Below are 20058 nucleotides of genomic sequence, written 5' to 3' on the forward strand. Positions count from 1 at the left end.
TCCGGGTGCGATCCCGTGAACTGCGCTTCGGCCTGGGCGTCTTCGTCCTTTCCCTGGGCGTCCTGCTGATCCGGTTCCTCGTACCGCGGCCGGTCGGGATGGCCGACAACGGCGACGGCTGGCGCCTGCTGTGCGACCTCGGCGGCCGGCACACCGAGATCAAGCCCGAGTTCTACGTGCACTTCAGCTACGGGCCGGGCCAGGGCTGCAAGAGCGACTACATCTCGAGCCAGGCATGGCTCGACTGGTTCGCGAGCAAGCTGGGGAAGGTGCTCGGCTCGTCCGCGGAGCTCAACCTCCTCGTGCTCGGCGCGATCACGGCCGTGCTGGTCGCGGTGGGCATCGCGGCGACCGTCCTGGCGCTCGACCTCAGCGTCCGCAACCGCGTCATCGCCACGCTCCTGCTGCTGCTCGTGATGGCCGACTCGGCGTTCTTCGGCTACTTCGCCTCGGTGCTCAGCGAGGGCGCCGGGTTCCTGGGGATGCTCCTGATGGCCGGCGGGCTGCTGCTGATGCACCGCACGGGCGCGTGGCGGTACTGGGGCGCGGCGCTGACCGTGGTGGGCGCGCTGATCGGCATCAACGCGAAGTCGCAGACGCTGCTGCTGATCCCGCTGTTCGTGCTGGCGCTGGTGCTGGTCAAGCCGCTCGGGACGCGGGGGTGGGCGCGGTGGCTGCTGCCGCTGGGCGTGCTGGTGGTCGTGGGCGCGGGGACGGCGGCGGTGCAGTCCCACGGCGACCCGGCCAACGCGGAGTACCGCGAGGCGAACATGTACCACGTGGTGTTCGACAGCATCGTGGACGGCAAGCACGACACGGACGCCGATCTGGCGGCGCTGGGCCTGCCGCCGAGCGCGAAGAAGTTCATCGGCACGGGCTGGTGGGAAGCGAGCCCGTGGAAGGACGCGGACTACAACGGCTTCCGCGACAAGATCAGCCGCCGCAACGTGGTGAGCTACTACGCCTCCCACCCGCAGCGCACGCTGCAGATCCTCCAGCAGGGCGCGGTCGACACGCTGACGGCCCGCCCGGCGCGGCTGGGCAGCTTCGCCGACACGTCCGGGCTGCCGCCGATGGCGCAGGAGTTCCGGGTCCCGGTGTTCTCGGGCCTGGCCGCGCTGGCGGCACCGCTGGGGCTGTACCTGCTGGTCCCGTTCTGGCTGCTGATCGGCTGGGCCGGGGTGCGGGCGTTCCGCCGGTCGCGGCGCGAGTACGGGATCGTGGTGTTCTTCCTGCTGCTGTTCGCGGTGGGCCAGTTCGGGCTGTCGGCGCTCGGCGAGGGCGTCGAGGGCGTGAAGCACCAGCTGCTGACGCTGTTCCCGACGGTGCTCGCGTTCGTGTTCGGGGTGCTGAGCCTCTTCCCGCGCCCGGCCCGGCCGGAGCCGGCCGCGGCCGAGGAGGAGCCCGCGACCGAGGTGTTCGAGGCCTTCCGCGAGCCGGAGGAGCCGGCGGTCCGGTGATGCGGGTGGGCAACGGCGGGGCGCCCCAGCCGTCCTCTCTACGATACGAGCTCCACAGCGGGGCTTTCGGCTGATCGACGGGCCGCCCGCGCCGAACCCACGGGAGTCCCGCAGTGGCCATCGAGCCGATCGTGCGCCGCCGGGTCGCGTTCGTCTTCCCGATCTACGACGAGGAAGCGAACATCGACCTGCTGCACCGCACGGTCGACGACGTCACCGCACCCCTGGCCGGACGGTACGACTTCAGCTTCCTCTACGTCGACGACGGCAGCCGCGACAGCTCGCTCGAGCGGCTGACCGAACTCGCCGCCGCCGACGCCCGCGTCACCGTCGTCGAACTGTCGCGCAACTTCGGCCACCAGATGGCCGTCACCGCGGGCCTCGACCTGGTCGACGCCGACGCCGTCATCATCATGGACAGCGACCTGCAGGACCCGCCGCGGGTGGCGCTCGAACTGCTCGAGGAATGGGAGCGGGGCTACGACGTCGTCTACGCCCAACGCCGGTCCCGCCGGGATTCGCCGTTCAAGAAGTTCACCGCGAGCGCGTTCTACTGGTTCCTGCGGAAAATGGCCGCCGTCGACATCCCCAAGAACACCGGGGACTTCCGGCTCATCGACCGCAAAGTCGTCGACGAACTGCGCAAGTACCGCGAACGCGATCGATTCCTGCGCGGGCTCGTCAGCTACGTCGGCTTCAAGCAGACCGCGGTTCTCTTCGATCGCGACAAACGGCACGCCGGCGTCACCGGCTACCCCTTGACCAAAATGCTGCGCTTCGCCGCCGACGGCATCCTCGGGTTCTCGACGACGCCGCTGCGAATGATCACTCGAATGGGTTCGCTGATCTCGCTGCTCAGCTTCCTCGGCGTGCTCTACGTCGTCGGCGTCAAACTGCTCGCGCCCCAAACCGCCGTGCCCGGCTGGGCGTTCATCACCATCGCGATGTTCTTCCTCGGCGGCATCCAGATCATCATGCTCGGCGTCCTCGGCAGCTACATCGGCCGCACGTACTCGCAGGTCCAGAACCGGCCGCTGTACACCGTCGCGGCCGTGCGGACCGGGGTCACCGAGGACAGCCGGAGCGTCGCCCGATGAAGCTCATCACCCCCACCCAGCCGCGGTTCGGCATCGTCGGGATCGCGGTCGGCCTCGTCTGGAACCACGTGCTCCACCACAAAATCGTCTTCCGGCAGCGGGCCGGGACGCCGGTCCCGGAGGTTTCCCATGACTAGCACCGCCGTCCCACCGCAGACGACCGGCGAGGTGGCGCCCGAACGCTCCGAGGCCGCCCGCCACGACCGCTGGGCCTGGGTGAACGGCGACTTCGCCCGCGTCTTCGCGATCGTGCTCGCCTGGAACGTCGTGCTGATCGCCGTGGCTTGGCTGTTCGGCTCGTCCGGCCCCACCAGCGAAGGCCTCCCGAAGACCGGCATCGGCTCGACGCTGAGCCTCCTGTCGCACACCTACCGCTGGGACGCCGGCGACTACGGCGAGATCGCCCGGCACGCCTACACCGGCGACTACGTCCCGACGCGGGCCTTCTACCCGGTGTTCCCGATCCTGGTCTGGCTGGTGCAGACCGTCAGCTTCGGCACGCTCGGCCTGCTCGTCGCCGGTTTCGTGGTCAACCTGGCGGCCACCTGGCTGGCCGCGGTGGCGCTGCTGAAGATCGCCCGGCACTTCTTCGACGGCGAGCGGGCCCCGTGGCTGGTCGTCGCGGCGTTCCTCACCGCGCCCGCCGCCTTCTTCCTGCACTCGTTCTACAGCGAGGCGGTGTTCTGCGCGCTGGGCTTCTGGGCCTACCTGTTCGCGTTGCGCCGCCAATGGCTGTGGATGGGCCTGACGCTCATCCCGCTGACGGCGTCCCGCGTCACCGCGGTGCTGTTCGTCGGCCTGTGCTTCCTGGAGTTCTGGCGGTCGGAGGGCTGGAAGCCCCGCGGGCTGCTGTCGTGGCACCTGCTGTGGTTCCCGGCGGCCTTCCTCGGCCTCGGCGGCGTGATGCTCTACATGAAGCTCCAGACCGGGGACGCGCTGGCGAGCTTCCACGCCCTCGACGGCGCGAAGAGCTGGGCGTACCACAAGTTCGCCCCGAACTTCCTCGCCACGCTCTGGGACGAAGCCAAGATCACCGGACACGCGCTGCTCGGGGACACCCCGATGAGCGAGTGGACGCTGATGAGCCACGTGCTGCCGATGATCGGCCTGGGGCTGCTGTTCGCGTCCTCGGTCTACGTCCTGGTGGCCCTGCGGTCGAAGGGCGTCCCGCTCGCGCTGTTCGGGTTCGCGTCGATCGCGCTGCTGACGGTGAACAGCAACGTCGTGTCGGTGCACCGCTACCTGTTACCGTGCCTGGTCATGTACGTGGCGCTGGTCCTGTTCGGCGAGCGCCGCCCGCGGCTGCGCGGCGCGGTGCACGTGGTCCTGTACGCGAACGCGCTGATCTGCGCGGCGATCTACCTCCGCTTCATCACCGGCTTCTGGGCCGGCTGATGCGGATCAAGCACCAGGTCGTCACCTTCGACGCCGCCGACCTCGCGGCCGAGAGCCGCTTCTGGGCGGGCGTGCTCGGCGGCGAGGTGGACGAGGACGGCGACTGGCACATGGTCATGGTGGCCGGGGCCCCGCGGGTCGGGGTGCAGCTCGCCCCCGACCACGTGCCGCCCGAGTGGCCCGGCGGTCCGACCAAGCAGCAGGTGCACCTCGACCTGTGGGTGGAGGACTTCGCCGAAGCGCACGAGCACGTCACGGCCCTCGGCGCCACGGTGCTGAAACCGGCGGCCGGGGCCACGAGCGGGGACGACTTCCAGGTCTACGCCGACCCGGCCGGGCACCCCTTCTGCCTGTGCTGGCTGGTGCGCGGGGCTTAGCCCGCCGAAGCCGCCAGCCGCTCTTCGCGGTCCGCCGTCGCCAGCGCGTCCAGCACCCCGTCCAGGTCGCCGTCCAGCACCTGGTCCAGGTTGTAGGCCTTGTAGTTCACCCGGTGGTCCGAAATCCGGTTCTCCGGGAAGTTGTACGTCCGGATCCGCTCCGAGCGGTCGACCGTGCGGACCTGGGACTTGCGGGCGTCCGAGGCCTTCGCCGCCGCCTCTTCCTCCGCGATCGCCTGCAGGCGGGCCTGCAGGACCTGCAGGGCGCGGGCGCGGTTCTGGATCTGGGACTTCTCGTTCTGGCAGGAGACGACGATGCCGGTCGGCAGGTGGGTGATCCGCACCGCCGAGTCGGTCGTGTTGACGCTCTGGCCGCCGGGCCCCGAGGACCGGAACACGTCGATGCGCAGGTCGTTGGGGTCGATCTCGACCTCGACCTCCTCCGGTTCCGGGTAGATCAGCACCCCGGACGCGGACGTGTGGATGCGGCCCTGCGACTCGGTCGCCGGCACGCGCTGGACGCGGTGGACACCGCCCTCGAACTTGAGGCGGGACCAGACGCCGTCGACGTCGGCCGCCTTCGTCTTGATCGACAGCGTGACGTCCTTGAAGCCGCCCAGGTCGGAGTCGACCGAGTCGAGGACCTCCGCCTTCCAGCCGTGGCGCTCGGCGTAGCGCAGGTACATGCGCAGGAGGTCGCCGGCGAACAGCGCCGACTCCTCGCCGCCCTCGCCGGACTTGATCTCCATCACCACGTCGGAGCTGTCGTACGGGTCACGCGGGAGCAGCAGCTCGGTGAGCTTCGACTCCAGCTCGGGGATCTTCGCGGCCAGCTCTTCGGCCTCCGCGGCGAACTCCGCGTCCTCCGCGGCCATCTCCTTGGCGGCCGTGAGGTCGTCGCGGGCCGTGTCGAGCTCGTGGACGGCGCGCACCACCGGCGTCAGCTCGGCGTAGCGGCGGCCGAGCTTGCGGGCGCGCGCCTGGTCGGCGTGCACCGCCGGGTCCGCCAGCTGGGTCTCCAGCTCCGCGTGTTCGGCGAGCAGCCCCTTGAGCGAGCTCGAATCCACCTCTGCCACCTCTCAGCCCGGGGGAAAACAAAGCGACGGCGCCCACCCGGGAAGTCCCGGGTGGGCGCCGTCGGAAAAGCTACTTGGCGTCGGCCTTCTTCTGGCGCTTGCCGTAGCGAGCCTCGAAGCGCGCGACCCGGCCACCGGTGTCCATGATCTTCTGCTTGCCCGTGTAGAACGGGTGGCAGTTCGAGCAGATCTCGACGTGGATGTTGCCGCTGGTCTTGGTGCTGCGCGTGGTGAAGCTGTTGCCGCAGTCGCAGTTCACGTTCGTGACCACGTACTCGGGGTGAATACCGCTCTTCATGGTGTCCTCTCTCGTTGGCTCCGGGTCCCCAGTCGTTCTCGCGGGGTGAACCGGCGCCGGACTTCAGCGGGTAATTCTGCCAGACGGGCAGACGCTCACTGGAACGCACCCCGCTGACCAGGTATTCCGAACGCGCCGGAGGCCTCCCCACGCGCGGTGGGAAGGCCTCCGATGCGAACCGGGCTCAGTCGTCTTCGCTGCCGCCGAGGGCGGTCTTCGAGACCTGCATGAGGAACTCGACGTTCGTCTTCGTCTTGCGCAGCCGCGAGATCAGCAGGTCGATCGCCTGCTGCGAGTCGAGCGCGTGCAGCACCCGGCTCAGCTTCACCGTGACCGCGAGCTCGTCCGGCGAGAGCAGCAGCTCGTCCTTGCGGGTACCCGACGGGTTGACGTCGACGGCCGGGAACACCCGGCGCTCGGCGATCTTCCGGTCGAGCTTGAGCTCCGCGTTGCCGGTGCCCTTGAACTCCTCGAAGATGACCGTGTCCATCGTCGAGCCGGTCTCGACCATCGCCGTGGCGAAGATGGTCAGCGAGCCGCCGTTCTCGATGTTGCGCGCCGCGCCGAGGAACCGCTTCGGCGGGTACAGCGCGGTCGAGTCGACACCACCGGACAGGATCCGGCCGGACGCCGGGGCCGCCAGGTTGTACGCCCGGCCCAGCCGCGTGATCGAGTCGAGCAGCACGACGACGTCGTGGCCCATCTCGACCAGGCGCTTGGCCCGCTCGATCGACAGCTCCGCGACCGACGTGTGGTCGGACGGCGGCCGGTCGAAGGTCGAGGCGATGACCTCGCCCTTCACCGAGCGCTGCATGTCGGTGACCTCTTCCGGACGCTCGTCGACCAGGACGACCATCAGGTGGCACTCGGGGTTGTTCGTGGAGATCGCGTTCGCGATGTCCTGCATGATCGTGGTCTTACCGGCCTTCGGCGGCGACACGATCAGGGCGCGCTGCCCCTTGCCGACCGGCATGATCAGGTCGATCACGCGGGTCGTGAGCTTGTGCGACTCGGTCTCGAGGCGCAGCCGCTCGTTCGGGTACAGCGGGGTCAGCTTGGTGAAGTCGGGACGCCGCTTGGCCTCGTCCGGCTCCAGGCCGTTGATCGAGTCGACGCGCACCAGCGGGTTGAACTTCTGCCGCTGCTGCTCGCCGTCGCGCGGCTGGCGCACGACGCCGGTGATGGCGTCACCGCGGCGCAGGCCGTACTTGCGGACCAGCGACAGCGAGACGTACACGTCGTTCGGGCCGGCGAGGTAGCCGGAGGTGCGCACGAACGCGTAGTTGTCGAGCACGTCCAGGATGCCCGCGACGGGCAGCAGGACGTCGTCCTCGCGGATCTCGGTGTCCGGCGAACCGCCCTCGCGCTGGCCGCCGCCACTGCCGCGGCGACGACGGTCGCGGAAGCGACGGCCGCGACGGCCGCCTTCCTCGTCGTCGTCCTGCTGCTGCGCGCGGTTGTCCTGACCGCCGCGGTTGCCGCCGTCCTGCTGGTTGCGCTGGCGGTTGCCGTCCTGGCGGTTGTCGTTGCGGTTGCCACCGCCCTGGCGCTGCTGGTCGCGGTTGCCGCCCTGCTGGCGGTCGCCGCCCTGGCCCTGCTGGCGGTCGCCCTGCTGGCGGTCGCCGCCCTGGCCCTGCGGCTGGCCGTCCGGGGCGCCGGCGGCGCGGTTGGAGCCGCGGCGGCGCCGGCTGCGGCCGCCCTCCTCGGGCTGGCCGTCCTGGCCCTGCGGGCCGTCCTGCTTGTCCTGCTGCGGGCGCTCGGCCTGCGGCTGCGCGTCCTGGGACGGCGCTTCGGCCTTCGGCTCCGGCTTGGTCTCGACCGGGGCGGCGGGCGCCTCGGTCTTCGGCGCGGCGGCCTTCGGGGGCTCGCCCACGCCCTCCAGTGGCAGCGTCTCGGCCGCCGTACGCGGCTTGCGGGACTTGCCCTGACGCTCGCGGATCGCGGCGATCAGGTCGCCCTTGCGCATGCCCGTCGTCTCCCCGACGCCGAGCTCCCCAGCCAGCGAACGCAGTTCCGCCACGGTCTTCCCGGTCAACCCGCCGACCGTCTTCTTGGGAGCGGGGGTGGTGCCGTTCGACTCCGCGGCGCTGCTACCCACGTCGCTCAAAAGATCGGTGTTGCTCACACATGTCCTTCCTGACCGATCCACGCCTCCAGGTGGATCAGCGGACTGCCGCTCGCTTCTGATCGCGAACCGGCGTAACTGCCCCCCGATACGGGAGATGAGCTCTTCGGCCGTGCGGAACACAGCTGGAGCGCCTCCACCACAGGGGTTTGCGTCCTCCAAACGGAGGACACGGAATTCGGCACCGCCGAAACCGGAAACCCGCCAACGTCCTTCCGCGTTACCCCGCTTGCCAGGCGGTGCGGATTCGGCGGATCAACGAAGGATGCGATCCCAGAGGACCGGCATCGGGTGCGGAAACGCACGGTGATCGAACGCCCCCGAGGGTAGACCGCGCGGGTGCCGGGTGCAACAACCACCCCCCGCGTGGCGGCCCCTACCGCAGGCACGTGACCCAGCCTTTACTGAGCCGCAACCTGCACACCCGCGAGATCCACGGGCAGCTCGAAGACGTCGAAACCGTCAACGCCGCCCCCCGCCGGGAGTATTCCCGAGGTGGTCAGCGCGAGCACCGTCGGACCGGCGCCGGACACCGCGGCGGCCACGCCCTGTGCACGCAGCGTCGCCACCAGCTCGGTGCTGGCCGGGTACGCGGGGGCCCGGTAGCTCTGGTGCAGCCGGTCGTCGGTGGCCGCGAGCAGGAGCTCCGGCTTGGCCGTCAAGGCGTGGACGGCGAGCGCGGCGCGGCCGGCGTTGTGCGCCGCGTCCGCGTGCGGCACGACGGCGGGCAGCAGGCCGCGGGTGGTCGCGGTGGCGGAACGCACGGACGGGACGGCCACGACCGGGCGGATCGACGGGTGCGGCGTGAGCGTCTCGGCGTGGAACACGCCGCCTTCGCACCAGGCCAGGACGAGGCCACCGAACAGGCTCGCGGCGGCGTTGTCGGCGTGGCCTTCGAAGCCCGCGGCCAGCTGCAGCGCCTCGAACTCGTCGAGCTCCCGGCCCGCCAGCGCGTACCCGGCGGCCACGCCGGACACCACCGCGGCCGCGGACGAGCCGAGGCCGCGCGCGTGCGGGATCGCGTTGAAGCAGCGCAGGTGCAGGCCGGGGACCTCGACGCCGAGGTGCCCGCAGGTCCGCTCGATCGCGCGGAACACGAGGTGGGTCTCGTCGGTGGGGACGTCCGCGACCCCGCCGGCCCCGGCGTCCACGACCTCGACCTTCAGCCCGCTGCCCGCGACCTGCACCTCGACGACGTCGTGCAGGCCCAGCGCCATGCCGAAGGCGTCGAAACCCGGCCCGAGGTTCGCCGTGGACGCCGGGACGGTGACCTTGAAGCCGCTCACCGGAGCGCCCCAATGTGGCGTTGGTTGCGTCCAGCGCACCCAATGTGGCGTTCGGTGCGTCCAACGCACCGAACGCCACATTGGGGCGCTTGCGAGCCGCTGCTCACCGCAGGTCCAGCGCCGCCGCCACGGCCGAGGGGTCCACCGCCAGCGGCTCCACCTCGACGTTGCCCGCCAGCGCCGTCTGCGGGTCCTTAAGGCCGTGCCCGGTGACCGTGCAGACCACGCGGGAGCCCTTCGGGAGCCTGCCGTCGGCGGCGGTGGCGAGCAGGCCCGCCACGCTGGTCGCCGACGCCGGCTCGACGAACACGCCCTCGCGCCCGGCCAGCAGCCGGTACGCCTCGAGGATCTTCTCGTCGGTGACGGCTTCGAAGAGCCCGTCGGACGCTTCCTTCGCCTTCACCGCGGCGGTCCACGACGCCGGGCTGCCGATCCGGATCGCGGTCGCGACCGTCTCCGGGTCCGCCACCGGCTCGCCGTGCACCAGCGGCGCCGCGCCGGCCGCCTGGAAGCCGAACATCCGCGGGGTGTTCTTCACCACACCGTCGGCCGCGTACTCCGAATACCCCGCCCAGTAGGCAGTGATGTTCCCCGCGTTGCCGACCGGCAGGCAGTGGATGTCCGGCGCGGTGCCGAGCACGTCGCAGATCTCGAAGGCGGCGGTCTTCTGGCCGGCGATGCGCACCGGGTTGACCGAGTTGACCAGCGTGACCGGGTAGTCGGCCGCGGTCTTGCGGGCCAGCTCGAGGCAGTCGTCGAAGTTGCCGTCGACCTGCAGGATCCGCGCGCCGTGCAGCACGGCCTGGGCGAGCTTGCCCATCGCGATCTTGCCCTGGGGCACCAGCACGGCGCAGGTGAGGCCCGCGCGGGCGGCGTAGGCGGCGGCCGACGCGGACGTGTTGCCGGTCGACGCGCAGATCACCGCCTTGAGGCCGCTGGCGAGCGCGTGCGTGATGGCCACGGTCATCCCGCGATCCTTGAACGAGCCGGTCGGGTTCGCGCCCTCGACCTTGAGGTGCACCTCGCAGCCGGTCAGCTCGGACAGGTGGTGCGCCGGGAGCAGCGGCGTGTTGCCTTCGCCGAGCGTGACGACCCGCGCGCCGTCCGGCACCGGGACGCGGTCCCGGTACGCCTCGATGAGCCCGGGCCAGGGGTGCCTGATCACTGGTCTTCGCCTTCCACCCGCATCACGCTGACAACTTCGTGGACGACGTCGAGCTTCGCGATCTCGTCCACAGTGGACTGCAGCGCCGCGTCGGGCGCCTGGTGCGTCACCACGACCAGGCTCGCGCGGTCGCCGACGTCGCTCTGCCGCACGGCCGCGATGCTCACCCCGTGCCCGGCGAACGCCTGCGCCACCTGGGCGAGCACGCCGGCGCGGTCGGCGACGGAAAGGCTTACGTGGTACCGGGTCGGCGTCTGGCCCATCGGCCGCACCGGCAGCGCCGCGTGCGCGGACTCGCGCGGGCCGCGGCCGCCGGCCACCCGGTTGCGGGCCACCGCGACCAGGTCGCCGAGCACCGCGCTCGCGGTCGGCGCGCCCCCCGCGCCCTGGCCGTAGAACATCAGCTCGCCGGCGGCGTCCGCCTCGACGTAGACGGCGTTGAACGCGCCGCCGACGCCCGCCAGCTGGTGGCTGCGCGGGATCATCACCGGGTGCACGCGGGCCGAGACGGACTCGACGCCGTCGTCGTCGGTGACGCGCTCGCAGATGGCCAGCAGCTTGACCGTGCGGCCGAGCATCCGGGCCGCGCCGAGGTCGGCGGCGGTGACGTCGGCGATGCCTTCGCGGTGCACGTCCGAAGCGGTCACGCGGGTGTGGAACGCCAGCGACGCGAGGATCGCGGCCTTCGACGCGGCGTCGTAGCCGTCGACGTCGGCGGTCGGGTCGGCCTCGGCGTACCCGAGCCGGCTGGCCTCGTCGAGCGTCTCGGCGTAGCCGGCGCCGGTGGAGTCCATCGCGGACAGGATGTAGTTCGTGGTGCCGTTGACGATGCCCATCACGCGCGTGATGCGGTCGCCGGCCAGCGATTCGCGCAGCGGGCGCAGCAGCGGGATGGCACCGGCCACGGCGGCCTCGAAGTAGAGGTCGGCGCCCGCCGCGTCGGCGGCCTCGAACAGGTCGGCCGAGTGCTCGGCGAGCAGCGCCTTGTTGGCGGTGACCACGGACTTCCCGGCCTTCAGCGCGGCCAGCAGCCAGCCGCGCACCGGCTCGATCCCGCCGACCAGCTCGACCACGACGTCGACGTCGTCGGACGTGACGAGCTTCTCGGCGTCCGCGGTCAGCAGCTCCGGCGGGAGCTCGGGGTGCTTGTCCGGGCGGCGCACGGCGATGCCGGCCAGCTCGACCGGCGCGCCCGCCCGCGCGGCCAGTTCGTCGGCCTGCTCGGTGAGCAGCCGGGCGACCTCGCCGCCGACCGTCCCGCAGCCGAGCAGGGCGACGCGGATGGCCGGGCGTTCCTCAGGGGCAGCCACTGTGTTCAGACCTCCAGGCGGAGCATGTCGTCGGTCGTCTCCCGCCGCAGCAGCAGCCGGGAGCTGCCGTTGCGCACCGCGACCACGGCCGGGCGCGGCTGCCGGTTGTAGCTGCTCGCCATCGAGTAGCAGTAGGCGCCGGTCGCCGCGACCGCCAGCAGGTCGCCGGGAGCCAGCGTGTCGGGCAGCCAGCAGTCTCGTACGACGATGTCGCCGGACTCACAGTGTTTTCCCACGACCCGGGACAGCACGGCCTGCACCGGCTGCTCGTTGTCGCCCGCGGACCGGGAAACCACCCGGACGTCGTACACCGCGTCGTAGAGCGCGGTCCGGATGTTGTCGCTCATCCCGCCGTCGACGCTGACGTACCGGCGGACCGCGTCGTCGCCGAGCGAGACGTCCTTGATGGTGCCGACCTCGTACAGCGTGACGGTGCCCGGACCGGCGATCGCGCGGCCCGGCTCGCCGGCGATGCGCGGCACCGGCAGGCCCGCGTACGCGCACTCCTTGCGGACGATCTCGCGGATCTGCGTGATCATCTGCGCCGGCGGCGGCGGGTTGTCCTTCTCGGTGTAGGCGATGCCGAAGCCACCGCCGAGGTCGACCAGGCTCAGCTGGTCGAGCAGCTCGGTGCCGTGCTCCTTGGCCAGGTCCGCGAGCAGCCCGACGACGCGGCGGGCGGCCACCTCGAAGCCGTCGGCGTCGAAGATCTGCGAACCGATGTGGCTGTGCAGGCCGACGAGCTTGAGCGAGGACGCGTTGAGCACCCGGCGGACCGCTTCGGCGGCGTCGCCACTCGCCAGCGAGAACCCGAACTTCTGGTCCTCGTGGGCGGTCGCGATGAACTCGTGCGTGTGCGCCTCGACGCCGACGGTCACCCGGATCAGCACCGGCTGCACGACGTCGTGGCGGGCGGCGATGTCGGCCAGCCGCGCGATCTCGTAGTAGGAGTCGAGCACGACCGTGCCGACGCCCGCGACGATCGCGGCTTCCAGCTCCGCGGGCGATTTGTTGTTGCCGTGGAAGGTGATCCGCTCGGCGGGGAAGTTCGCGCGCTGCGCCACGGCGAGCTCGCCGCCGCTGCAGACGTCGAGGCTCAGCCCCTGCTCGGCCACCCAGCGGGCGATCTCGATGGAGAGGAACGCCTTGGACGCGTAGTGCACGAGCGAGGGGTCGTCGAACGCCTCGGCGTAGTCCGCGCACCGGGACTTGAAGTCGGCCTCGTCGACCACGAACAGCGGCGTGCCGTGCTGCTCGGCCAGCTCGCGGACGTCGACGCCGGCGATCCGGACGACGCCGTCGTGGGCGCGGAAGGTGTTGCGCGGCCACACTTTCGCGGGCAGCTTGTCGAGCTCTTCGACCCCGGACGGCTGGAGCCCGGAGGTGTCGGCGTGGGGGTAGACGTCGGCGTGCCGTGGGCCCGCGGGGTGCGCCATTTCTTACATCCGTTCCGGAGCGGAGACACCGAGGAGGGCGAGGCCGTTGGCCAGCACCTGGCGGGCGGCCTCGCACAGCGCGAGCCGGGCGTACGTCAGAGGGGTCGCCTCTTCGTCGCCCATGGGCAGCACGCGGCCCACGGTGTAGAACTTGTGGTAGGCGCCCGCGAGTTCTTCGAGGTAGCGCGCGATCCGGTGCGGCTCCCGCATTTCGGCGGCGCGGCGCACGGTTTCCGGGAATTCGCCGATGGTGCGGATCAGGTCGCCCTCGGCGGGCAGCGTGAGCAGTCCGAAGTCGACGTCCGAAGTGGACTTGATGCCGAGGTCGGCGGCGTTGCGCTGCAGGGACGCCAGCCGCGCGTGCGCGTACTGGACGTAGTAGACGGGGTTGTCGTTGGAGTGCTTGCGCAGCAGGTCCAGGTCGACGTCCAAAGTGGAGTCCACCGAGTACCGGATCAGCTCGTAGCGGGCCGGGTCGACGCCGACGGCCTCGACGAGGTCCTCCATGGTGATCACGGTGCCCGCGCGCTTCGACATCCGCACCGGCTTGCCGTCGCTGACCAGGTTGACCATCTGGCCGATCAGCACCTCGACCGTGGCCGGGTCGTCGCCGAACGCCGCGGCCGCCGCCTTGAGCCGGGCGATGTAGCCGTGGTGGTCCGCGCCGAGCATGTAGATGCACAGGTCGAAGCCGCGGTTGCGCTTGTCCTTGAAGTAGGCCAGGTCACCGGCGATGTAGGCCGGGTTGCCGTCCTGCTTGATGACGACGCGGTCCTTGTCGTCGCCGTACTCCGACGACTTCAGCCACCACGCGCCCTCGTCGAAGTAGAGGTTCCCGGAGTCCTTCAGCTGCTGGACGGCGGCGTCGACCGCGCCGGACTCGTGCAGCGAGTTCTCGTGGAAGTAGACGTCGAAGTCGGTGCCGAACTCGTGCAGGCTGGACTTGATCTCGCCGAACATCAGCTCGATGCCGATCCGGCGGAACGTCTCGTGGCGCTGCTCCTCCGGCAGCGACAGCGCGCTCGGCTCGGCCTTGATGACCTCGGCGGCGATGTCGTTGATGTAGCCGCCCGCGTAGCCGTCCTCCGGCGCGGGCTCGCCCTTCGCGGCGGCGATCAGGGACCGGACGAACCGGTCGATCTGGGCACCGGCGTCGTTGAAGTAGTACTCGCGGGTGACCTCGCCGCCCTGCGCGCCCAGCACCCGGCCCAGCGCGTCGCCGACCGCGGCCCAGCGGGTGCCGCCGAGGTGGATCGGGCCGGTCGGGTTCGCCGAGACGAACTCGAGGTTGATCTTCGTGCCGGCCAGCGCGTCCCCGCGCCCGAACGCGGCACCGGCGTCGAGCACCTGGCGCACGATGTCGCCCTGCGCGGCCGCGGCGAGCCGGAAGTTGAGGAAGCCGGGGCCTGCCACCTCGGCCGAGGCGACGCCGTCGTCCGCCGAGACCGCCTCGGCCAGCGCCTCCGCGAAGTCGCGGGGCTTCAGCCCGGCCTTCTTGGCCACCTGGAGGGCGATGTTCGTCGCGTAATCGCCGTGTTCGGGGTTGCGCGGGCGTTCGATGGTCACCTGCTCCGGCAGCACGGCGTCGTCGATGCCGCGTGCGGCGAGCACCTGCACGGCGGAGCTGCGGACCAGGTCGGCGAGAGCGGCGGGAGTCACTCGTCGAATTCTAGGTGTGCCCTGGTCGGGCGCTTTCATCGGTCTCGGCCACGTCACGGCGGGCATCCACGTGAGGCGTTAACCGTGATCAGACGCGTGGTCTCTACACTGGCCCGGGCGGGAATCCGTCCGCAGCCACCAGAGGGAGAACGCGGGAGCCATGGCGAACGGGACAACTCGGAAAAAGGGGTCGGCGGTGAAGGCGGCCCGCGGTTCCGTGGTGAGCAAGAAGGGCACGCCCTGGGGCACGATCATCGCCGTCGTGGCCATCGTCGCACTGGCCGCCGCCGTGATCACCTACTACATGGTGGCGTCCGCGCCGAAGCGCGAGCAGTCCGACCGCGAGGCGGCGGCCGCGTCCTTCGCGCCGACGGCGTCCGACCCGGACCCCTCCAAGCGCATCCCCGGCGTGGTGACCGCGACCTACACCGGCAGCGTGCACGTGCTCCCGACCGAGCGCGTCGCCTACGACAAGACCCCGCCGTTCGGCGGCCCGCACGACGGCTACTGGGCCACCTGCACCGGCACGGTGTACCCGAACGCCGTCCGCACCGAGAACATGGTGCACGGCCTCGAGCACGGCGCCGTCTGGATCGCCTACAACCCGCAGCAGATCACCGGTGACGCGCTGAACCTGCTCAAGGTCCGCGTCGAGGGCAAGCCGTACACCATGATGTCGCCGTACCCGGGCCTCGACAAGCCGATCTCGCTGCAGTCGTGGGGCCACCAGCTGAAGGTGGACAAGGCCGACGACGCGCGCATCGACGAGTTCATCGCGGCGCTGCGGAGCAACCCGAACGGCGTCTACCCCGAGGTCGGCGCCTCCTGCGACGCGCTCGGCGCGGGCCAGTTCGACCCGGACAACCCGCCCCCGTTCGACCCGTCGAAGCCGGGCCCGGACGCCAAGCCGATGGACTACAAGGGCACGCCGAACGCCCAGGCCGACCAGAACGGCGGCATGAGCCAGCAGCCGTCCGCACCCGCGTCGGGCACGCCCACCAAGTGAGTTCCGAAGAGGCTCAGGAGCAGCCCACCTGGTCGCGCTGGGTGATCATCGGCGGAACGCTCCTCGCGGTCCTGCTGATCGGCGCGACGGCGGGCATGTTCCTGACCCGCACGATCGACGACGCCCCGGCTGCCACCCCGGCAGCCGGGTCCGTCGAGGTCGGCTTCGCCCAGGACATGTCGACGCACCACCTCCAGGCCGTGACGATGGCCGGCTGGGCTCGCGACCACTCGACGGACCCGGAGATCCGCCAGCTGGCGTTCGACATCGAGCGCACCCAGCTGGAGCAGGTCGGCCGCATGAAGGGCTGGCTCATGCTGTGGGACCAGCCCGAGCAGCCCATCGGCGCCCCGATGAAGTGGATGACGGAGCCGATGCAGGGCCACGACGGCATGGCGATGGGCACGTCCTCGGTCAACCCGGGCGCGGGTCCCCTGATGCCGGGCATGGCCACCGAGGCCGAGCTGGCCAAGCTGCGCTCGCTGTCGGGCAAGCAGCTGGACGTGTACTTCCTCCAGCTGATGCTCCGCCACCACCAGGGCGGCACGACGATGGCCCAGTACGCGGCGGCCCATTCGAACCTGACGGCGTTGCAGGCTCTGGTGCGGAGCATTTTGACTTCGCAGGGGGCCGAGATGGACCAGATGAAGCTGATGCTCTCCGCCCGGGGCGCGCAGCCGCTGCCCTGAGCGACGCCCGGAAGCCGAGTCAGGTATCGGGGTGCTCGTCGCCGACGACCCGGTTGCGGCGGGCGAGGGTGTCCTCGTCCAGCTCACGCGCCCGCTCGTGCTCACCCAACCTCGTGAGGCCGACGACGAGGTTGTGGGCGGAGTTGAGGGTATCGGGGTGATCCTCACCGAGAACCCGCTTCCGCCGCGCCAAGGTGTCCTCGTCCAGCTCACGCGCCCGCTGGTACTCGCCCAGGTTGAGGAAGCAGATGGCGAGGTTGCTGGCTGAGACGAGGGTGTCGGGGTGATCCTCACCGAGAACCCGCTTCCGCCGCGCCAAGGTGTCCTCGTCCAGCTCACGCGCCCGCTGATACTCGCCCAGGTTGGTGAAGCAGGTGGCGAGGTTGTTGGCGGCGAGGAGGGTGTCGGGGTGATCCTCACCGAGAACCCGCTTCCGCCGCGTGAAGGTGTCCTCGTTCAGCTCGCGAGCTCGCTGATGGTCACCCAGCCCGCCGAGGTCGATGGCGAGGCTGAGGGCGGAGTTGAGGGTGTCGGGGTGGTCCTCACCGAGAACCCGCTTCCGTCGCGCGAGAGTGTCCTCGTCCAGCTCACGCGCGCGCTCGTACTCACCCAAGTCACTGAGGTCGAGGGCGAGGCCGAGGGCGGAGTTGAGGGTATCGGGGTGATCCTCACCGAGAACCCGCTTCCGCCGCGCGAGAGTGTCCTCGTCCAGCTCACGCGCCCGCTCGTACTCACCCACCCTCCTCAGGCCGGCGGCGAGGTTGTTGGCCGCCACGAGGGTGCTGCGGTGGTCGTCGCCGTGTGCGTCCTTGTAGAGCGTGTGTGCCCGTTCGCGCAGGGGCAGCCCGGCGCGCGCGTTGCCGCGGGTTTGGAGGTATATCCCGGCGTAGGTGAGCAAGGCACCGATTTCCGCTGTCACTGTTCGTATCGCGCGCGCCGGGTCGCAAACGGCGAGCACGTGCGGCAGGAGGGACTGCCACGGCGGCCAGCTCGCCGGGTTGTTCAAGGGGTTGTCGGGCAACCCCGCACGCAGCAGGCGAACTGCGATGACGGGCCAGGCGACGCTCTGGTCGTCTTCGGCGGTGTTGCCATGGCTGCTTCGAGCCCGCAGCAGCGCGGCGGGAACGCGGTGGAGCTGGATGGTGGTCGTGGTGACCTCGGCCAGGCCGCGGTTGCGCAGGGCGGCGGTGAGTTCGGCGAACGCCAGCGGATCCCGCGCGGCGGCTCCGGCGTCGCCGGCCTGGTGGGTGAGCAGGGTGAGGGGCACCGGTTCCGGCGCCAGCCACGCCACCAGGGTCAGCGTGTTCAGCGCCGCGGGGTTCTCGTGAGCGAGCTGGTCGAACGACATCGTCCAGGCCGCGGCCAGCGAGACGGGATAGCTGCTGCCGTCGTCGTGGTACGCCAAGAGGTCGTGGGCGCGCTGGGCGTGCAGGTCGAGGTAGGTGTCGGCGGTCCAGCCGGTCGACGCCAGCAGGCGTGAAGCTTGATCGACGGCCAAGGGCAGATCCCCCAGGGCGCCGGCGATGCGGTCGGCGTCGGGTTCGGTGAGCTGGTCACAGCGGCTTTGCAGCAGCTGGACGGACTCGGACCGGGTGAATTCCCGCACCGGCAACGCGGCACCGATGTCGCCCCAGTTCGGATTGCGGGAGGTGACGACGACGTGCCCGTCGCCGCCGGGCAGCAGCGGCCGCAGGGCGGCGGGGTCTTCGGCGTTGTCGAACACCAGCAGCCACCGCTCACGGGACTGCAGCGCCCCGCGCAACCGGGCCAGCGCGACCTTCGGCGGATCCTGCCCGGTGGCCAGGTCCAAGGCCTGGGCGAGGTCGGCGAGGTGACCGGCGATGAGGCCGGGGTCTTCGGAGGGGATCCACCAGGCGACGTCGTAGTCGTCGGCGTGGCGGTGGGCGTATTCGATCGCGGTGGTGCTCTTGCCGACGCCGCCCATCCCGTTGAGCGCCTGCACCACGGCCGGCTGCCCCGAGCACAACGCCGCGCGCAGCCCGGTCAGCAGCTCGTCGCGACCGGTGAACGCAACCGTGCGAGCGGGGACGTTCGAGATCCGGCCCGCGGGCATCGATGTCTGCCGAGGCCGCACAGTCCGATTCAGCGCCAGCAGCAGCTTGGTTTCCAGCTCACCGGGTGAGGAAACCTTGGTCACAGTCAGGCCGCTGTCGTGCAGCCGCTGCCGGAACGCCTCCTGCCGGGGGCCGTACCGCAGGTCCCGGAACAACGAGGCCGGCCCGTCGGTGTCCTCGGTGAGCACGAACACCAGCCGTTCCATGCCGGCCTCGGTGGCGAGCTGGAACTCCTGCTCACAGTACGAAACGTCCGGGCGATCGCGCACCGGCATGCCGTACCGGAACCCGGCGATCAGCACGTAGATGTCGGCCTCGGCCAGCATCTCCCGGTCCAGCTGCTCCGGCGCCGCGTCCCGGGCGGTGAAGTCGTCCATGTCCACGACCGCGTCCCCGGCCTTGGCCACCGCCGCTTTCGCCGCCGCCACGAACGAGCGCGGCTTCGGCAGCTCACCCAGCTCGCTCGTGTGGCTGAGGAACACCCGCCGCGCCGGCGGCTTCCTCGCGTGCCCTTCGGCAGACTCCCCGACCGCCAACACCCGCTCCCTCACGCCGCCGACACTCTGGAACAGTCTCCACGACCCAGGCGGGCGTTACGGGACGACGAAGCCCGCTACCAGGAAAGTTCCTGGCACCGCCGAGCGCACTGCGGCGCCTCCACCTGCAACGTCGCGTGCTCGATCGCGTACCGCGACGACAGCAGGTTCTGCGCCTCCGTCAGCACGTCCGATTGCTGTGCGGGCGGCGCCAGCGTCAGGTGCGCCGAAGCGACCTCCATGCCCGACGTGAGCGTCCAGACGTGCAGGTCGTGCACGTCCGCCACGCCCGGGAGCGCGGCCAGCTCGGCGTTGATCGCGCCGACGTCGACGCCCTGCGGGGCGTGCTGGAAGAGGATGCGCAGCGCCCGGCGGGCCAGCACCCACGTGCGGGGCAGGACGAACAGGCCGATCGCCACGCCGATGATCGGGTCGGCGTAGCGCCAGCCCGTCAGCAACGTCAGCGCGCCGCTGATCAGGACGCCGACCGAGCCGATCAGGTCCGCGAGCACCTCGAGGTACGCGCCGCGGACGTTGAGGCTCTCCTTCGCCCCCGAGCGCAGCACCGAGAACGACACGATGTTGGCCGCCAGGCCGGCCGCCGCGGCGAGGAAGACCGGCAGGCCGGGGACCGCGGGCGGGTCGCTGATGCGGCCGATGGCCTCGACGAGGACGTAGCCCGCGACGCCGAAGAGCAGGATCGCGTTGCCGAGCGCCGCCAGCACCTCCGCGCGGTAGAGGCCGAAGGTGCGGCTGACCGTGGGGCCGCTGCGGCGCGCCAGGATGATCGCGGCCAGGGCCATGCCGACGCCGAGGACGTCGGTGAACATGTGCGCGGCGTCGGAGATCAGGGCCAGTGAACCGGTCGCGAAGCCGACGACGAACTCGAGGACCATGAAGCCGGCGCCGATGGCCAGGGCGATGGTCAGGCTCCGCACGTACCGGCCCGACGCGCTCGCCGGCGCGATCGCGTGCCCGTGGCCGTGTCCCTGCCCCATACCGCCTCCGTTCCCGGTTCACCGTCGCCGCAAACATATAGTGAGATGCGCATATGTGCAACAGAGGGCA

At 70.9% G+C, this 20058-nt stretch carries 17 protein-coding genes; 7 read left to right on the forward strand and 10 right to left on the reverse strand.

Features of this window, described 5'->3' with window-relative positions:
- Positions 1 to 5: 5 nt before the first annotated feature.
- The 5 genes from AB5J73_RS03850 to AB5J73_RS03870 all read left to right on the forward strand — a co-directional run bounded on the left by AB5J73_RS03850 (position 6) and on the right by AB5J73_RS03870 (position 4329).
- Positions 6 to 1460, forward strand: a complete 1455-nt coding sequence (locus AB5J73_RS03850; RefSeq protein ID WP_370968188.1) for a hypothetical protein — start codon at positions 6 to 8, stop codon at positions 1458 to 1460.
- Between the two features lie 113 nt (positions 1461 to 1573).
- Positions 1574 to 2557 (forward strand): glycosyltransferase family 2 protein, encoded by a 984-nt coding sequence (locus AB5J73_RS03855; protein WP_370968190.1) that lies wholly within the window; start codon positions 1574 to 1576, stop codon positions 2555 to 2557.
- Positions 2554 to 2694: a hypothetical protein gene (locus AB5J73_RS03860; RefSeq protein WP_370968192.1), complete on the forward strand. Its 141-nt coding sequence runs from the start codon at positions 2554 to 2556 to the stop codon at positions 2692 to 2694. The genes AB5J73_RS03855 and AB5J73_RS03860 overlap by 4 nt, the downstream gene beginning before the upstream one ends.
- The gene (locus AB5J73_RS03865; protein WP_370968194.1) at positions 2687 to 3952 is read left to right on the forward strand and encodes a mannosyltransferase family protein; all 1266 of its coding nucleotides are present in this window, start codon (positions 2687 to 2689) and stop codon (positions 3950 to 3952) included. The genes AB5J73_RS03860 and AB5J73_RS03865 overlap by 8 nt, the downstream gene beginning before the upstream one ends.
- Entirely contained in the window at positions 3952 to 4329 is a 378-nt protein-coding gene (locus tag AB5J73_RS03870; RefSeq protein WP_370968197.1) for a VOC family protein, read from the forward strand. Before AB5J73_RS03865 ends, AB5J73_RS03870 begins: the two co-directional genes overlap by 1 nt.
- Here AB5J73_RS03870 and prfA read toward each other — a convergent pair.
- The 8 genes from prfA to argS form a co-directional block, all read right to left on the reverse strand.
- Positions 4326 to 5396 carry a peptide chain release factor 1 gene (gene prfA / locus AB5J73_RS03875; RefSeq protein WP_370968199.1) on the reverse strand — a complete coding sequence of 357 codons (1071 nt, stop codon included), beginning with the start codon at positions 5394 to 5396 and terminating at the stop codon, positions 4326 to 4328. The genes AB5J73_RS03870 and prfA overlap by 4 nt on opposite strands.
- Before the next feature lie 79 nt (positions 5397 to 5475).
- A complete protein-coding gene (gene rpmE / locus AB5J73_RS03880) occupies positions 5476 to 5703 on the reverse strand; it encodes a 50S ribosomal protein L31 (protein WP_003102730.1) in 228 nt (75 codons plus the stop codon).
- Between the two features lie 184 nt (positions 5704 to 5887).
- Positions 5888 to 7828 carry a transcription termination factor Rho gene (gene rho / locus AB5J73_RS03885; RefSeq protein WP_370968201.1) on the reverse strand — a complete coding sequence of 647 codons (1941 nt, stop codon included), beginning with the start codon at positions 7826 to 7828 and terminating at the stop codon, positions 5888 to 5890.
- A gap of 401 nt (positions 7829 to 8229) precedes the next feature.
- Positions 8230 to 9114 carry a homoserine kinase gene (gene thrB, locus AB5J73_RS03890; RefSeq protein ID WP_370968203.1) on the reverse strand — a complete coding sequence of 295 codons (885 nt, stop codon included), beginning with the start codon at positions 9112 to 9114 and terminating at the stop codon, positions 8230 to 8232.
- Between the two features lie 103 nt (positions 9115 to 9217).
- The gene (thrC, locus tag AB5J73_RS03895) at positions 9218 to 10279 is read right to left on the reverse strand and encodes a threonine synthase (protein ID WP_370968205.1); all 1062 of its coding nucleotides are present in this window, start codon (positions 10277 to 10279) and stop codon (positions 9218 to 9220) included.
- Entirely contained in the window at positions 10276 to 11589 is a 1314-nt protein-coding gene (locus AB5J73_RS03900; protein WP_370968207.1) for a homoserine dehydrogenase, read from the reverse strand. Before AB5J73_RS03900 ends, thrC begins: the two co-directional genes overlap by 4 nt.
- A gap of 5 nt (positions 11590 to 11594) precedes the next feature.
- Positions 11595 to 13025: a diaminopimelate decarboxylase gene (gene lysA / locus AB5J73_RS03905; protein ID WP_370968209.1), complete on the reverse strand. Its 1431-nt coding sequence runs from the start codon at positions 13023 to 13025 to the stop codon at positions 11595 to 11597.
- Between the two features lie 3 nt (positions 13026 to 13028).
- Complete coding sequence (gene argS / locus AB5J73_RS03910) at positions 13029 to 14684, reverse strand: arginine--tRNA ligase (protein WP_370968211.1); 1656 nt, start codon at positions 14682 to 14684, stop codon at positions 13029 to 13031.
- A gap of 196 nt (positions 14685 to 14880) precedes the next feature.
- On the opposite strand from argS, the gene AB5J73_RS03915 reads away from it, so the two are divergent.
- Both AB5J73_RS03915 and AB5J73_RS03920 read left to right on the forward strand, forming a co-directional pair.
- Complete coding sequence (locus AB5J73_RS03915) at positions 14881 to 15690, forward strand: DUF3105 domain-containing protein (RefSeq protein ID WP_370968213.1); 810 nt, start codon at positions 14881 to 14883, stop codon at positions 15688 to 15690.
- Positions 15687 to 16379 carry a DUF305 domain-containing protein gene (locus AB5J73_RS03920; RefSeq protein ID WP_370968215.1) on the forward strand — a complete coding sequence of 231 codons (693 nt, stop codon included), beginning with the start codon at positions 15687 to 15689 and terminating at the stop codon, positions 16377 to 16379. Before AB5J73_RS03915 ends, AB5J73_RS03920 begins: the two co-directional genes overlap by 4 nt.
- A gap of 19 nt (positions 16380 to 16398) precedes the next feature.
- Here AB5J73_RS03920 and fxsT read toward each other — a convergent pair whose 3' ends face one another.
- Together fxsT and AB5J73_RS03930 are read right to left on the reverse strand one after the other, a co-directional pair.
- Positions 16399 to 19005: an FxSxx-COOH system tetratricopeptide repeat protein gene (gene fxsT / locus AB5J73_RS03925; RefSeq protein WP_370968217.1), complete on the reverse strand. Its 2607-nt coding sequence runs from the start codon at positions 19003 to 19005 to the stop codon at positions 16399 to 16401.
- 62 nt (positions 19006 to 19067) lie between these two features.
- A complete protein-coding gene (locus AB5J73_RS03930) occupies positions 19068 to 19988 on the reverse strand; it encodes a cation diffusion facilitator family transporter (protein ID WP_370968219.1) in 921 nt (306 codons plus the stop codon).
- Positions 19989 to 20058 lie beyond the last annotated feature (70 nt).

The organism is Amycolatopsis sp. cg9 (assembly GCF_041346945.1).
Classification (GTDB): domain Bacteria; phylum Actinomycetota; class Actinomycetes; order Mycobacteriales; family Pseudonocardiaceae; genus Amycolatopsis.